This is a genomic window from Methanocrinis sp. (assembly GCF_049974945.1).
Lineage (GTDB): Archaea > Halobacteriota > Methanosarcinia > Methanotrichales > Methanotrichaceae > Methanocrinis.
Genome location: NZ_JBNGCU010000006.1, coordinates 23,031 through 35,118, shown reverse-complemented (window position 1 = coordinate 35,118; position 12,088 = coordinate 23,031). Strand labels below are relative to the sequence as shown.

Below are 12,088 nucleotides of genomic sequence, written 5' to 3'. Positions count from 1 at the left end.
TAGCATTAACGGTTGCAACTCTCGCCCTCCTGCAGGCCTGGTCTGCCATAGGGCAGGAGGATGTCCAAGACGTTCTCGGCCTCGACTCAGAGGTGGACATCCCGGCGGCCCTCGACGAGTTCTTGAACGATACCGCGAACGACACCGTAGATGATACATTGAACGGGACCGCGAACGAGAGCCTGATAGACACCAACCTCTCCACCACCGCAAGTCAGGACGAATTCCTCGATCTGGACGTCAACGAGAGCCTGATAGACACCAACCTCTCCACCACCACGAGTCAGGAAGATTTCCTCGACCTGGACGTCAATCAGAGCCTGATCGACAGAAACCTCACCACTACGGCGAGCCAGAACGCTTTCCTCGAAGAGCCAGTCAATAAGAGCCTGATCGACACCAGCATCGGCATTACCAGCTCCATGTGGGCGTTCCTCTTTGACGAGCCGGCCGAAGAGGCCGCGCCTTTATACCAGAAGGGACAGATGATGGGCAGCGGGACCAACGAATCGGAGGCGGCCGACCAGACGTCGTCCTTCTACAAGAAGGGCCAGATGATGGGCACCTGATGGTGACGATCGCGCCGAAATCGGAGGTCGCGGGGTCAGCCCACCACCGACTCCAGATGGCGTCGCTCTCTTCTCAGAACCGCGACCTTGTCCTCCTTTGACAAGGTCTCGGGAAATTTCTTGTCGTCCAGCTCCAGGGTCAGGGGCCCCCCGTATCCGACTTCTTTTAGGGCGGCCAGAACCTGGTCCACCGATCCGTCGCTTGGGGGGAGGTGTCGAACGCCATCCCTGGTGGTGCTGACGTGGACGTTCAGGATGCGATCTCCCAGACGATCGACGAACTCGACGGCCCTGGATAAGGGGGGCGCGGCGTGAGAGATGTCCAGGGTCATGCCGAGGGGCAGCTCATCTAGAAACTGGCTCATCTCTTCAGGATCTGAGCAGATGTTCCAGGGCGCTGGCTCCAGATTCTCCAGAGCGAGATATACCGCCCCCCCCTCTGCCCGGTCCAGGCAGACCTCCAGATAGCGTCGGAGCTTCTGCCGCTCGGCCTCCCTCACCGGGCGCTTCGCCGTCCTCTTGCCGGGGTGGATCGTCACCACCTCTGCGCCCAGAAATTCCGCCAGGTCGATGGCCCGGAGGGACTCTGCGATCGTCGCCTGGCAGACGAGATCGTTGTAGGAGGAGGGGTTGAGGTCCATGACGGGGGCGTGAAGGGTCGTTATCCGTCCCCCAAGCCGCCTCTTGATCTCCTCCGCCTGCTCCTCTCGCCTCCCCCCCTCCCAGTACCAGGGGGTTTCAGACCAGAACTCGATCTCCTGGAGGCCGGCCTCGGCGATGACGCCGGCCATCTCCTCGGGGCCCAGATCCCAGAGGAACATCGACGATACCGATACCCTGGCCACCTTTCACCGCCCCAGCTCTTCTATCAGCCTCTCGATCCTAGCGAGCCGCTCCATCTGGACCTGCATCCTCCGGAGCAGGACCGGTGGCGCTTCGGCGGCGGCGGTGCACTGATCGGTCCAGCCATCGACGTCCCTCACGACCTTCTGGACCATCGTCTCAAACTCCATGGAGAGCTTACCCTCCTCTCGCAGCCGCTCGATCCCCTCCTTTATCGCCGCCTGAGTCTCTGCTACGTTAAGCAGCACGAGGTTAAGCTCTGCCTCTATCCTGGCCTGATCCAACTTATCGTCCTCCTGCCTTTCAGTCCTCCCTGAAGCCTTTTCGTCGCGGGATCGCCGATAATTTCTCCTCTCCGCCGACCCCGGTGGTCGAGGTCCCTCCTTCTCCACCCCAGCGAAGTGGCGGCAAGTTATGATCTCGACCTCAGCCCGATCCCAGTTTCACTATCGCCTCTGCCAGATCTCCACCCGACTCCTGGAGAGCAGCCCTCGCCTCTTCGGGTCTGCATCCCGTCTGGGCCACCACCAGCTCGACGTCTGAGTCGGGTATCAGAACCTCTCGAGGCCTCTCCTGAGCGGTGCCCACGACCTGGTACGACCTGTTGCCCTGGGCGTCCATCACCGTGACCGAGGCGTCTGAGAAGAAGATCTCCCGGTCCCCAGTCCTGATGATCACCTCTTCGACCCCCTCGATCTCCTCGATGTTGATGCCCATCTGTTTCATCATCTGCTTCATCTTCTTGGGGCTTACACCCTTCCCACCGATGCCTGGGAACATGTTCCAACCAAGGTGAGCCATCTTTAGTAAATCTATCTGTGGAATCCGACTTTGGCCCCCGATCCAGAGAAAACGGCGCGATCTTGCGCCGTAGCCCGCCCGAACTCCGGAGGTTCAAAGGACCTCTAGGGGGCTTCAAGAATATAAGAACCGGACTTCTAACAGTTATTGATCGAAAAAAGTGGAGAAACTTAATATATCGTCGCGAAATATGTGGATTTTCTGATGGAATTTATATGCTCAATGATAAAGATCAACCTTAAAAATGGAAAAGGATATATGCAATGCGATTGCAGCAGATCCTGTCGAATCTTTCGGCCTGTAAGGTAAGATAGGAGGGAAATTGATATGGCAGAAGAAACGGGTGGAGGAAGGGTTAAGGACATAATGCACCTTGGTCCTGTAGACTTAAAGGATAACACGTCAAACCCGGCGCCCCTCGGTCTGATGGGCTTCGGCATGACGACGGTTCTACTGAACATGCACAACGCGGGCTGGTTTGGGCTCGGCTCCATGATCCTGGCCATGGGAATATTCTACGGCGGGCTCGCTCAGATCATCGCCGGGATCATGGAGTGGAAGAAAGGGAACACCTTCGGCACCACGGCGTTTACTTCTTATGGGCTATTCTGGCTTACGCTGGTATTTCTGTTATTGATGCCCAAATACGGATGGTGGGACGCAGCCTCTAACAACGCGCTGATCGCCTACTTCTTCATGTGGGGGCTCTTCACCTTCTACATGTTCATAGGCACCCTGAAGCTCAACAGGGCCCTGCAGATCGTCTTCCTCACCCTGACGATCCTCTTCTGGCTCCTGGCCATAAGAGACTACACCGGCAGCGCCACCATAGCCATGATCACCGGCTACGAGGGAATCTTCTGCGGCTTCACCGCCATATACGCCGCCTGCGCCCAGGTGCTCAACGAGGTCTACGGCAGAACCGTCCTGCCGATAGGGCCGGTCAAGTAACCGGATGGATCCCAGTTCGGGTTGAGCCTGAGATGAATCGGACAGTCCTTAACCTGCTGGTCGATATCATCTCCTTTTTTGCTTTTTTGGCGTCGACGACTTCGGGGCTGGCCCTCTGGACGGTCCTGCCCGGTGACGGATACGGGTTTCGTGGCGGGAGGACGGCCGTGGCTGAGCAGCTCTTTTTTGGCCTGTCCCGCCAGGACTGGCTCGGTCTCCACAACCGTTCCAGCCTTATTTTGGCAGCCCTGATCGTCCTGCACATCGTCCTTCACCGGCGCGAGATCAGGAACTGGGGCAAGATGATCGGAAGATCTCGGTGAAGGCCTCTGCTCGACCGGGGTATCTTTCCCGAGCTTTCTGATCAAAATCCCATCCACTCAGATCACCACCAAAGAACTTTATACACTGGCCGCCTTTATGATAACTGGTGTATAGGTCATGATGCATTCAGGTGATAGAATTAAAGGCGGGGACATGCCAGACGACCTGATAGAGAAGGTCGACGGCCTGTTGGATCAGTTCATGGGGATCGTGGACAACCTGGTGGAGGAACGGAAGGTTCAGAGGGGCGTCGTTCGGAGCCAGAACCCCAGCAGCATAGTGGCGGTCTTGGACAAGACCACTCTGTACATCCTGGCCCAGCACCATGCTGGCACCCTCTCCACCATGTACACCTACCATCCGGACAAGCGGATCTCCGAGCAGAAGGCCCTCAGCAGCGCCCGGTGGGAGTTCGGCTATGAAGACCCCCTGATGATCGTCTTCCCCCGGGTGGTCCTCGACCAGAGCGAGAGGGAGAGATGGGATATACTCCGGGTGATCGCCCTGAGCCATGTCGAGTCCGAGGTCCAGAGGGCCCTCAATCTCATGAGCTTGATGCAGATCAGGCCCCTCTTCGGTCACGCCTCCTACATCGTAGACGATCGGACGGCCTCGATCCTGGTGCCCCTCACCGACGAGGGTGACGACCTCTATGACGAGGCCATAAAGCCCGCCCTGGAGCGGGCCGGCCTCATACCCCGGAGGGCTCTGGATTTCGGGGGCGACGAGGATAAGCTGAAGTCGATCTGGAGGGATATATGCAGGTCGCGGATGGTGGTGGCCGACCTGACGGGCCCCGACCCCATGGTGATGTACGAGCTGGGGATCGCCCATACCGTCGGAAAGGAGTCCATCGTCCTCTGCCGGCGAGGCCGGTGCCCCGAGCTTCCTTCAGAGCTGATCCGGGCCAACCTCCTGGAGTACGATGAGGGCGAGGACGGGATGGTGAAGCTGAGGTCCGATATGGCCGAGGTTCTTCATCGGATGATGAACCCGGTTATGGGCTCCGATTGATCGGACGGAAATACGAATTTGGGCGCAAGAGATTCGCTCTCGCGCCCGTCCTGACTTTATTCAGACAGAGTTGACGTCCTTAAAAAAGGTCCGGCAGGACTTCTCCTTCAGTAGGTAGACCTTTGCAAACTCGGTGTTAACAGCCACAACCTCGTCGTTGAAGCCCCTCAGGTTCTCTGGAACGGGGCCCAGGGCGTCGGCCATCTCCTGGGAGTCTACCACCGCCCCCGGCGGGACGAAGCATCCGTCCCTCAATTCTACGCCCAGCACCAGGGTCAGATGGCCCACAAAGCACTTTTTTCCCAGGGTGGAGGCGTGGACGACGGCGTTGAATCCGACGAAGCTCTCGTCACCGATCTTGAGGGGGCCGTGGACCACCGCTCCGTGGGCGATGCTCACCTTTCGTCCCAGCTCTATCCTCGTTCCCTCAAGGCCGTGGAATACAGCGCCGTCCTGGACGTTGCACTCATCCCCGATGATGATCGGCGTCGCCTCGTCGGCCCTCACCGATGCTCCGGGAGCGACGTAGACCCTCTCTCCGATCCTCACGTCTCCTATGACCGTAGCGGCCTCGTCAACGTAAGCGGTGCTGGCGATGGTGGGCATCGATACGAGATTGTTCCAGGAAGTTTTCGGATTCTCTCTGATCATCCAAACTCACCAAGCTCTAACTCACCTTCTAAGATAAAAGGCATTATCATCAAAGACCCTTATCCTCATCATAATGCGACCTCATATAAATAGCGTCGCGACGAACTAAATAATATAAATTTTTAACCATTGAAGTCGTCCTGCGGGATCTTGAGGTAATAATAGACCTCAACCGTCATATGATCTGATCTGTTAGGGCACATGAAAAAGTCGATATTCGATGTGCATAATGTATAATCGAGATAATTGGCGCTAATTTTAAATAGATGCGGAGCACCTAAAAACTAGTTCGTTAAATCTTTGTAACGATATCCTCTGGGAGGGAGAATAGATCTAGATTGGATTTTATCTAGCGAGCGCGCGATCTTTAAAACTAGATAAAAATTATTAGATATCTTTGCGTTTTGGGTGTGGAACCTATGAGTGATGATGTGAAAATATACGGGATGGAACCCGAAAAGGGAAGATGGCTGCTAGTATTTTTGGGCATGGTTATCAACCTGTGCCTCGGCAGCATCTACTCTTGGAGTGTCTTCGTAGGGCCTTTGACAGAATACTTCTCCGGAATGGGAATGGAGGTCAGCGCCAGCCAGGTGTTGATGCCCTTCTCGGTCTTTTTGGCGGCCTTCGCGATAGCGATGCCCCTGACCGGGAAGTACATCGAGATTTATGGACCTCGAAAGATCACCCTGGTGGGAGGGATTCTCACCGGTCTCGGGTGGTTTTTGGCATCCATGGCCACGTCCGTGACCTGGCTTTACGTCGCTTATGGGATCATAGGCGGCCTCGGGGTGGGGATCGCCTACGGTTGCCCCGTCGCCGTCTCTGCGAGATGGTTTCCGGACAGGCGCGGCCTTGCCGTGGGTTTGACGGTTCTCGGGTTCGGCTTCTCAGCATTGCTGACCGCGAACATCGCCGGCTATCTGATCGGCAGCACCGGCGTCATGAATACCTTCAGAGTCTTCGGGATCGCCTTCGTGATAATAATCGCCATACTTTCGATGCCCCTCGTCTTCCCTCCCTCGGGCTGGACACCCCGTGGCTGGACTCCGCCTGCACCCAGGCCTGGAGCCCATGTGACCTGCGAATGCAATCGCAGCGAGATGCTGAGGTCCAAGGGATTCTATGGGCTGTGGATCTGTTATTTCATAGGTTGCCTTGCAGGCCTTATGGCCATATCGATATCCAAGCCCGTAGGAACTGAAATCGTCCAGATCGAAGCGGGTCTTGCTACCTTCCTGGTGGGCTTCTTCGCCATCTTCAACGGCGGCGGAAGGCCGGTCTTCGGCAACCTCACCGATAAGCTCACCCCCAGGAACGCGGCGATGGTCTCGTTCGTATTGATAGCCCTGGCTTCGGTCCTCATGATGATGTTCGCAACGCCGGGGAGCACCGGAACCTACGTCTACATCATAAGCTTCGCCATCCTCTGGGGCTGCCTGGGCGGCTGGCTCGCCATCGCGCCCACCTCCACTGCTAGCTTCTTTGGGACCTGCGACTATCCTCGCTGCTACGGCATGGTGTTCCTCGCCTACGGCGCTGGCGCCATAGTCGGGCCCAGGCTCGCTGGATATGTCAGAGACGCCACCGGCAGCTACATCGGCGTATTCCAGTATGTGGTGGCCTTTGCCATCCTGGGGATAATAGTCGCCTTCCTCCTGATGAAGCCCCCCGTGGCGAAGGAATGAACATCTTGATCAAAGGTACCGGAGGTGATAGATACAGGCCGATGGCTGGAGCATCCGGGGGAAAGACGGCGAAGGTGCCGCTTCTCCCCCCGCTCTATCCGGGGAGGATATCAGGGGCTGACGTTAATATATCTCGATTTTTATTCGCCGTTTTTCCCTGGCCCGCCGGGGGGCCATCATCGACCATTTCTCTTCACAATTCCCAATCCAGGCCACTCATATTAAATAAAACTCCGACCTACTCCCTTCGATGTTCAAGCTCGGAGAGTACGATGAGTTTGAGGCCGCGGATATCGCGGCCCATCTAAAAGAGGCAGGGATGAGGGTCGAACTGAAGCCGTTCGTCTCCGCCTTCGTGGATAGCGCGGTCTACCTGGAGGGGAGGGCAAGCGAGCTGCGGGAACGGATTGACGACTTCGAGGTTTACGATCGGTATATCGGAGCTTTGAAGGCAGTCCTCGCCGAGGAGGCAAAGGCCGGGGAGTTCACAGATCGATATCTTCACCTGCTGGACCCGTCCTGGAAAGAGAAGAGGGAGGCGATGGCGGGCTTCTTGGAAGGAGACCCGGCCACCCTGGATGAGGCCTCCGGCCCGCCCGAGGAGATGATGGGACGGGCAGCCGACCTTCTGGAGGTGCTCGAGGCGATCCATTTCATGGAGAACGCTCTCGAGCTCAACGAGATCAAGATCGAGATCGAGGACGGTTCCCGGGGCGAACTGGGGCCAGATCCTCTGCTCAGAATCCCGATAGAGCCCGACGAGGCCGACGAGTCCAACGAGGAGCTGATAAAGACCATCCTCGCGATCAGTTTCGAAAAGCAGGTCGAGGTCCGCCTGGACGAGATGGCGACGCCCCTGATCAAGAACGTCGATGACGAGTTCGCAGACGAGCACGTCGAAGAGTACTATGTTATATGCTCTATGGGCATGATCATCGACCGGCTTCTTGATCCGCCGGGGGACACAAAGAAGATCGACCAGGACGAGTTCAGGGAGCACCTCGCCTTCGAAGAGGAGATGGAGGATCTGGTCATGATGGTCGACGGGACGGCCGCAGCCGAGGAGATCGCCCGGGCTTTGAAGAAAGAGCGTATTATCAAGATCAAGGGCGATAAGATCGCCTGGAAGAGATGAAGGACGGCGATCCCATCCCCAGAAAGCCCCCAACACTCCGCCGAAGCCTCTCGTCCGAGGAGAGGCTGGCCGAGGCGAAGAGGCTCTGCTTCATCGCCTGCGCCAAAAGTTGCGTCGAAGAGAAGCGGGCGAGCCATCATCTGAAGCTTCTGAAGTCCAGGCCTCACTGGTCGGATCTCAAGCGAGAAGAGCAGTACAAGATCATCGACCGAGGGGAGAGCGAGCCCTTCGATATCGCCATACCCCTCCCCGCCAAAGACCGAAGAGACCCTGAAGGGACCTCTTGGGGCGTCGACCTCTTCTGGGAGAGGTTTCGGTGCAGAGAGTGCGGCAGGTGCTGCTATACTCCCGGAGCGGGCCTCTACCTGAAGAAAGTGGATATGGAGAGGATCTGCCAGCACCTGGGCTGGTCGAGAAAGAGGCTCAAGAGCCTCTGCAGATACGACAAGGACCTGAAAGTCTGGGCCCTGAAGCAGCCCTGCCCCTTCTACGACCCCGATAAAGGGTGCACCATCTACCCCGCGCGGCCCCTCACCTGCACCCGCTACCCACTCCACCCGCCCCTGAAAGAGATGCCCAGTCACCTGGCCGTCGACGCCTTCTGCCCCGCGGCGAGGGAGTTTGTCAAAGAAACCCTAGGCTGGTGGATCGTCTGTGAGGCGAACTGGGCAAGGATTCTGAAGGATATGGAAGGTTGATCGAAACCCTGGGGATTCCTGTGTCGCTCATCGACTTTATCGTTCTCGGAGCCGTAATCGGTTCCAACAACCTCGCGGTGGCTCTGGCCCTGGGGGCTCTGGGGCAGGCACATCGCCGCTTTCGGGTGATGCTCGTATTCGGCCTCTTCGAGTTTTTCGTGCCTCTCCTCGGCATATGGCTGGGCTCAACCACCGCGGAGACGATCGGCCTTCAGACGAACCTGGTGGGAGCGGTGGTCCTGGTGGGGTTGGGCCTGCTCACGGGAATCGGCGGCCTCCACCGTCAAAGCGAGGACGAGGAGATCGCCAAGGACGAGAAACTTGCGCGGCGGGTGACTCGGTGGCACGAGCTGGTATTGCTGGCGGCGGGACTGAGCGCAGACAATCTGGTGGTGGGTTTCAGCCTCGGAATGGGGCGGGCAAATCCGATGGCGGTAGCGGGAACCATCGCCTTCTTCTCGGTACTTTTCACCTGGGCGGGCATAAGGTTAGGTCGCGATTATCGCCGCAACTGGGAGCGCGGGGCTAAGATCGGCGCTGGCGGATTGTTGGTGGGGCTGGGCGTGGCATCTGGGCTGGGCTGGCTCTGAATGGAGGTCATAAAATCTCTCTATCGACCATATGATCCACAATTTCGGAGAAGCCCTCGCCGAACTGCTCATTCGAGACGTAGTCGGACTCCGCCTTCAGCTCCGAGACGGCGTTCCCGACCGACGCCCGAAATCCCGCCACCTGGAACATGGGCAGGTCGCTTATGCTGTCGCCGATCGCCGCGACCTCCTCCCGTCGGAGGCCGAGCCGGTCCATCACCCTGGCGAGGGCCCGGCCCTTGTTCACCCTCCCGTCCTTTATGTGGACGGCAAAGCCGCTATCTACGAGGTCCACCTCCAGCCCCCAACCTTCGAGGAGGGATGCGGCCTCGTCGAGGTCGAAGTTCGCCTCGACGACGACATCGGTCATCCGATACCGCGAGTCCATCCTCGATAGGGAATAGACCTCATTGAGGCGGCGGTACGCCTCTTCGGAGATCGAGCCGTCGGATAAAAGCTCCAGGCGCCCTTCCCCCCAGGAGACCAGGCCGCCGTTCTCGGCGATGAAGGTCCTGCTCGTCCCCAGCAGGACCGCCGCGGCCCTGGTGAAGCAGTGGACGTTCCCCGAGACCAGGATGATCTGGGCCCGGGAGTTCAGATCTTGGACGGCCTCCACCGACAGGGGGGAGAGGTGCCTCCTCATGTCGGTGAGAGTCCCGTCGATGTCGAGGGCGACGGCCCGGATCAATCCAATAGCCCCGCTGTGGTCACGGAGAAGACCGCCTCGCCGTCGGGGAGGTTCGGCGAGTCCACCAGCCTTGCGATCCTCTTCTCGCCCTTGGACTTTCGCAGGTATATCCTGAAGGTGGCGGTGTGGCCGACGATGTGACCTCCCACCGGCTTGGTGGGGTCTCCGAAGAAGGCGTCGGGCTTTGCCATGACCTGGTTTGTCACCAGGACTACAGCGTTGTTCAGGTCTGCAAACCGCATCAGAGCATGAAGGTGCTTGTTGAGCTTCTGCTGCCGGTCGGCGAGGGTTCCCCGGCCGACGTACTCCGCCCGGAAATGGGCCGTCAGCGAGTCGACTATGAGAAGCCTCACCGGCTTTCCAGATTTCTTCATTTTATCGGCCAGGTCCAGGGCGCTCTCGGCGAGGAGTATCTGGTGGTTTGAGTTGTAGGCCCTCGCAACGTGGATGTTCTTCAGGAACTCCTCGGGGTCCCAAGGGTTGTCCGGGTCCTCGGATGGGGGGAGGCCTCCCACCATCTGGATGATCCTCTCGGGCCTGAAGGTGTTCTCGGTATCGATTATTATCACGGAGCCGTCTAGGCCCCCCATCTCAAGAGGGAGCTGAACGTTGACCGCCACCTGGTGAGCCACCTGGGTCTTGCCGGACCCGAACTCGCCGTAGAGCTCCACTATCGACTGGGTCTCAAACCCCCCGCCCATCAGGGCGTCGAAGGTCTCGCTGCCGGTGGTCACCTTGCCGACGAGCTTTCTCCTCTCCATCACCTGGTCGCCGGTCTCAAATCCCCCGATGTCCGCGGCCTCCCGGGCGGAGGCTATGATCTTTGCCGCCGTCGACTCGCCGACGTCGGCGCAGGCCGCAAGCTGCGCGGGGGAGGCAACCGCCAGAGCCTCGACGCTGTTAAATCCCGCCTCCCTCAGCTTCTCCGCCGTCGCCGGACCAACCCCAGAGAGATCTTCCAGTAATACTTCAGCCATATTTCACCAAATCCTGAATGGACAAAGAGACCTTCTCGACTTTAACCCCTTTACCCGGGCGGGGCGAAAGTAACCTTGGTGCTCCATCCACAGCCGACCTCCAGCTCGCCGTTCCAGCCGTCCCTCGCCTGGCAGTCGACGAGCTCGATTCTAGAGCCGAGGTCGAGGTCGTCGATCAGCCGGACGTGGTCGTTCCAGAGGGCTACCCTCACCCTTCCAGAGTCGTCGGAGACATAGATGTTCGCGACCCTCCCTACGGTCCCGTCGTCCCGCTCAAACTCCCGGACCTCGCCGAGGCCGGTGACGAAGCCGGATATGCTGTAGATCGATCCCGGCAGGAGATCCGATATCTGGGTGATCTTCTCTTCGTACTCGACGACGGCGTCGCTCTTCCTCACCACCGAGTAGCCACCAGCCTGGATCTCGACCTGGCCGTACCTCTCCCGAGAGAGGGCGTTGATCACCTCCAGGCTCTCGCCCTCCCGAAGATCCATCTCCGCCTTCTCGTTCCAGAGGGTGAGCCTGATCTTCCCCGAGTCGTCGCCCAGGGTGACGGACCGGACCTTCCCCGCGGAGCCGTCCCGCCGGGCGAACTCCCGGACTACTCCGGCGTCGACGACCCGAGCGAGGATGTTTATATCCCCCATATCGGCCCTGATCTCGGAGATCTTGAAAGGCTCGACCCTCGCCTGGATCTCGACCTCCACCTCCTCGAGACCGCCCCGGTCGACGGTCACTTCGGTCCCGAAGTACCCCTCTCTGGTGAAGCCTCTGATCCTGAAGGTCTGATCGACCGCCAGCTCGCCTCTCGCCACCGGCTCGACGAGCTCGTCCCAGAGGACGACCCGGACGGTCCCGGTCTCATCGCCGATGGCGAGGTTTGCGACCCTGCCGACGGATCCGTCGCTTCGAGGGAACTCGTGGACCTCGGAGACGGAGAGGATCTTTCCGACGAAGGTGACCTTGCCGGTCTCGGGCCTGACCCGGTCGATCTTCAGCTCCACCTCCCCAAACTCCCGGGCGACGAGCATAGCCGCCGTCCTCCGGTCGCAGAGCTCGCCCATCAGCTGGACCTTCTCCTCCACCTTTTGCTCGAACTCCTGGGGCGAGATCTGACCAGATATCTGGTCGTAGATCTCACCGATCTCTCCGTCCATAA

General features: G+C 58.9%; 15 protein-coding genes. 8 read left to right on the top strand and 7 right to left on the bottom strand.

The window, feature by feature from the left end; genetic code table 11:
* Nucleotides 1–569 (top strand): hypothetical protein (locus tag ACP5EL_RS01500; protein ID WP_428400671.1); only part of this gene is annotated, 569 nt, incomplete at its 5' end.
* Nucleotides 570–604: 35 nt separating this feature from the next.
* Here ACP5EL_RS01500 and ACP5EL_RS01495 read toward each other — a convergent pair.
* From ACP5EL_RS01495 to ACP5EL_RS01485, 3 genes are all read right to left on the bottom strand, one after another.
* Nucleotides 605–1,414: a sugar phosphate isomerase/epimerase family protein gene (locus ACP5EL_RS01495; protein ID WP_428400670.1), complete on the bottom strand. Its 810-nt coding sequence runs from the start codon at nucleotides 1,412–1,414 to the stop codon at nucleotides 605–607.
* 3 nt (nucleotides 1,415–1,417) lie between these two features.
* A complete protein-coding gene (locus tag ACP5EL_RS01490) occupies nucleotides 1,418–1,696 on the bottom strand; it encodes a hypothetical protein (protein WP_428400669.1) in 279 nt (92 codons plus the stop codon).
* 142 nt (nucleotides 1,697–1,838) lie between these two features.
* Complete coding sequence (locus ACP5EL_RS01485; RefSeq protein WP_428400668.1) at nucleotides 1,839–2,192, bottom strand: nascent polypeptide-associated complex protein; 354 nt, start codon at nucleotides 2,190–2,192, stop codon at nucleotides 1,839–1,841.
* A gap of 348 nt (nucleotides 2,193–2,540) precedes the next feature.
* Here ACP5EL_RS01485 and ACP5EL_RS01480 point away from each other — a divergent pair, with 348 nt between their 5' ends.
* From ACP5EL_RS01480 to ACP5EL_RS01470, 3 genes are all read left to right on the top strand, one after another.
* Entirely contained in the window at nucleotides 2,541–3,164 is a 624-nt protein-coding gene (locus ACP5EL_RS01480; RefSeq protein WP_428400667.1) for an acetate uptake transporter, read from the top strand.
* Nucleotides 3,165–3,196: 32 nt separating this feature from the next.
* Nucleotides 3,197–3,487: a DUF4405 domain-containing protein gene (locus ACP5EL_RS01475; RefSeq protein ID WP_428400666.1), complete on the top strand. Its 291-nt coding sequence runs from the start codon at nucleotides 3,197–3,199 to the stop codon at nucleotides 3,485–3,487.
* Between the two features lie 154 nt (nucleotides 3,488–3,641).
* Nucleotides 3,642–4,502 (top strand): hypothetical protein, encoded by an 861-nt coding sequence (locus tag ACP5EL_RS01470; RefSeq protein WP_428400665.1) that lies wholly within the window; start codon nucleotides 3,642–3,644, stop codon nucleotides 4,500–4,502.
* 60 nt (nucleotides 4,503–4,562) lie between these two features.
* On the opposite strand, the gene ACP5EL_RS01465 is transcribed toward ACP5EL_RS01470, so the two are convergent.
* Nucleotides 4,563–5,153, bottom strand: a complete 591-nt coding sequence (locus ACP5EL_RS01465) for a DapH/DapD/GlmU-related protein (RefSeq protein ID WP_428400664.1) — start codon at nucleotides 5,151–5,153, stop codon at nucleotides 4,563–4,565.
* 419 nt (nucleotides 5,154–5,572) lie between these two features.
* Between ACP5EL_RS01465 and ACP5EL_RS01460 the strand changes: the two genes are divergently transcribed.
* From ACP5EL_RS01460 to ACP5EL_RS01445, 4 genes are all read left to right on the top strand, one after another.
* On the top strand, nucleotides 5,573–6,841 hold the full coding sequence (locus ACP5EL_RS01460; protein WP_428400663.1) for an L-lactate MFS transporter: 1,269 nt from the start codon (nucleotides 5,573–5,575) through the stop codon (nucleotides 6,839–6,841).
* Between the two features lie 250 nt (nucleotides 6,842–7,091).
* Complete coding sequence (locus tag ACP5EL_RS01455; RefSeq protein WP_428400662.1) at nucleotides 7,092–7,976, top strand: hypothetical protein; 885 nt, start codon at nucleotides 7,092–7,094, stop codon at nucleotides 7,974–7,976.
* Complete coding sequence (locus ACP5EL_RS01450) at nucleotides 7,973–8,674, top strand: YkgJ family cysteine cluster protein (RefSeq protein WP_428400661.1); 702 nt, start codon at nucleotides 7,973–7,975, stop codon at nucleotides 8,672–8,674. Before ACP5EL_RS01455 ends, ACP5EL_RS01450 begins: the two co-directional genes overlap by 4 nt.
* Complete coding sequence (locus ACP5EL_RS01445; protein WP_428400660.1) at nucleotides 8,671–9,264, top strand: manganese efflux pump; 594 nt, start codon at nucleotides 8,671–8,673, stop codon at nucleotides 9,262–9,264. The genes ACP5EL_RS01450 and ACP5EL_RS01445 overlap by 4 nt, the downstream gene beginning before the upstream one ends.
* A gap of 7 nt (nucleotides 9,265–9,271) precedes the next feature.
* Here the strand turns inward: ACP5EL_RS01445 and ACP5EL_RS01440 are convergent, their stop codons facing one another.
* The 3 genes from ACP5EL_RS01440 to ACP5EL_RS01430 are packed head-to-tail and all read right to left on the bottom strand — an operon-like array spanning nucleotide 9,272 to nucleotide 12,086.
* Entirely contained in the window at nucleotides 9,272–9,952 is a 681-nt protein-coding gene (locus ACP5EL_RS01440) for a phosphoglycolate phosphatase (RefSeq protein WP_428400659.1), read from the bottom strand.
* Nucleotides 9,949–10,929: a DNA repair and recombination protein RadA gene (radA, locus tag ACP5EL_RS01435; RefSeq protein WP_428400658.1), complete on the bottom strand. Its 981-nt coding sequence runs from the start codon at nucleotides 10,927–10,929 to the stop codon at nucleotides 9,949–9,951. Before radA ends, ACP5EL_RS01440 begins: the two co-directional genes overlap by 4 nt.
* Nucleotides 10,930–10,979: 50 nt before the next feature.
* A complete protein-coding gene (locus ACP5EL_RS01430) occupies nucleotides 10,980–12,086 on the bottom strand; it encodes an OB-fold nucleic acid binding domain-containing protein (RefSeq protein WP_428400657.1) in 1,107 nt (368 codons plus the stop codon).
* Nucleotides 12,087–12,088: the final 2 nt, after the last annotated feature.